The following is a 1,247-nucleotide window of genomic DNA, read 5'->3' as shown; positions in this document are numbered from 1 at the left end:
TCACCTNCAACTGCTTCCGCCATCCTGGAGCGTGTACTGCATCACTGCACCGTTATCAACATCAAAAGAACGCAAAGAATTTATGCGCCAGAAACAGCAAATCGTAAATACCCTATGTGAGCAGGGAAACGCTTGATAACGACAAAATTTCTTCGGCGTTTTCTTACAATTTTAGATTGACGTTGACAGTGCTACATGCCCCGGACGGACTCCTCGGCGGATATGATCTCCGCCATTGAGAGCGGCATTCTCCGGGAGTGCTCCGTGGGGCTGGCCGTTTGGAGAGCCCGCTGGAGGGCATCAAGGCTATTGACTGGGCTCAGCCCACGGTACAGCGCCTCCCTGCCTGACCGGCAAGCGAGGCGGGCCTCCCGGAGGGCTACGGCTTCCAGCTGGGGGACATCGCCTACCACCAAAACACCAGGCATTTTGAGGTGAAGGTTGCCAACGCCAAGAGACACATCCCACTCCCAGTGGAAATCTCTATACGGGTCCGGAGGAAGCGTGGGAAGCTGCTCTCCGCCCTCCTGGCCCGGCGGGTCTGTGTTCCAGTGTCTGACGGCGGTCCTTGCGGCCTTCCGGCGGAAGCTGAAAAAGCACGCCGGGTGACGGGTTCATGCAACTTCCCGTTCCCAGGGCCCTATTATTTGGATACTGGCAGCCCAGGCCGGCCCGGAGGGGTCCGGCCTGGGGGCAAACAACAAAAGGAGAGACGATATGAGCAACGAACATTTTGCAATGGAGATCAAGCTGTGCCTTACTGCCGTTCTGGGAACGCTGACGGCCCTGTGGGGCTGCTCGGCTGGCTGGTGCTGGTGTGGGCCGCGCTGATGCTGGCGGACTGGCTCATCGGCTCCGCTGTGGCGGCGAAGGACGGGAAATGGAGCAGCGCGAAAATGCGGGCGGGAGCCTGGCACAAGGGCGGCATAATCGTAATTGTCTACGTGGCCCTGACAGCGGACTGGCTGATTGGAACCCTGCTCCATAACCTCCCAGTGGTGGAGCTGCCCTTTACCTACGGCGTGCTGCTGGGGCCCCTGGTAATTGTCTGGTACGTTGTCGGGGAGCTGGGGAGCCTGGCTGAGCACGCCATCACCATGGGCGCCCCCTACCCCGCCTGGCTTCCCAAAATCCTGGAGGCCGGGAAGGACGCGGTGGACAAGGTGGGAGAGGAGCTGACGGACTTCCGGGAAGGAGAACAGCGCCATGACCGCTGAGAAGGTACTGGCCGTTGCCCGGGGGGGGGG

Annotated in this window: 1 protein-coding gene; it reads left to right on the top strand. The window is 60.6% G+C overall.

What is annotated here, in order from left to right; all coding sequences use genetic code 11:
• Positions 1–752: 752 nt before the first annotated feature.
• Positions 753–1,217, top strand: a complete 465-nt coding sequence (locus JX325_RS17110; protein ID WP_243414163.1) for a phage holin family protein — start codon at positions 753–755, stop codon at positions 1,215–1,217.
• The last annotated feature ends 30 nt before the right edge of the window (positions 1,218–1,247 follow it).

The organism is Oscillibacter sp. CU971 (assembly GCF_905219725.1).
In the GTDB taxonomy this organism is placed as follows: Bacteria; Bacillota; Clostridia; order Oscillospirales; family Oscillospiraceae; genus Oscillibacter.
This window is presented reverse-complemented; position numbering and strand designations above follow the sequence as displayed.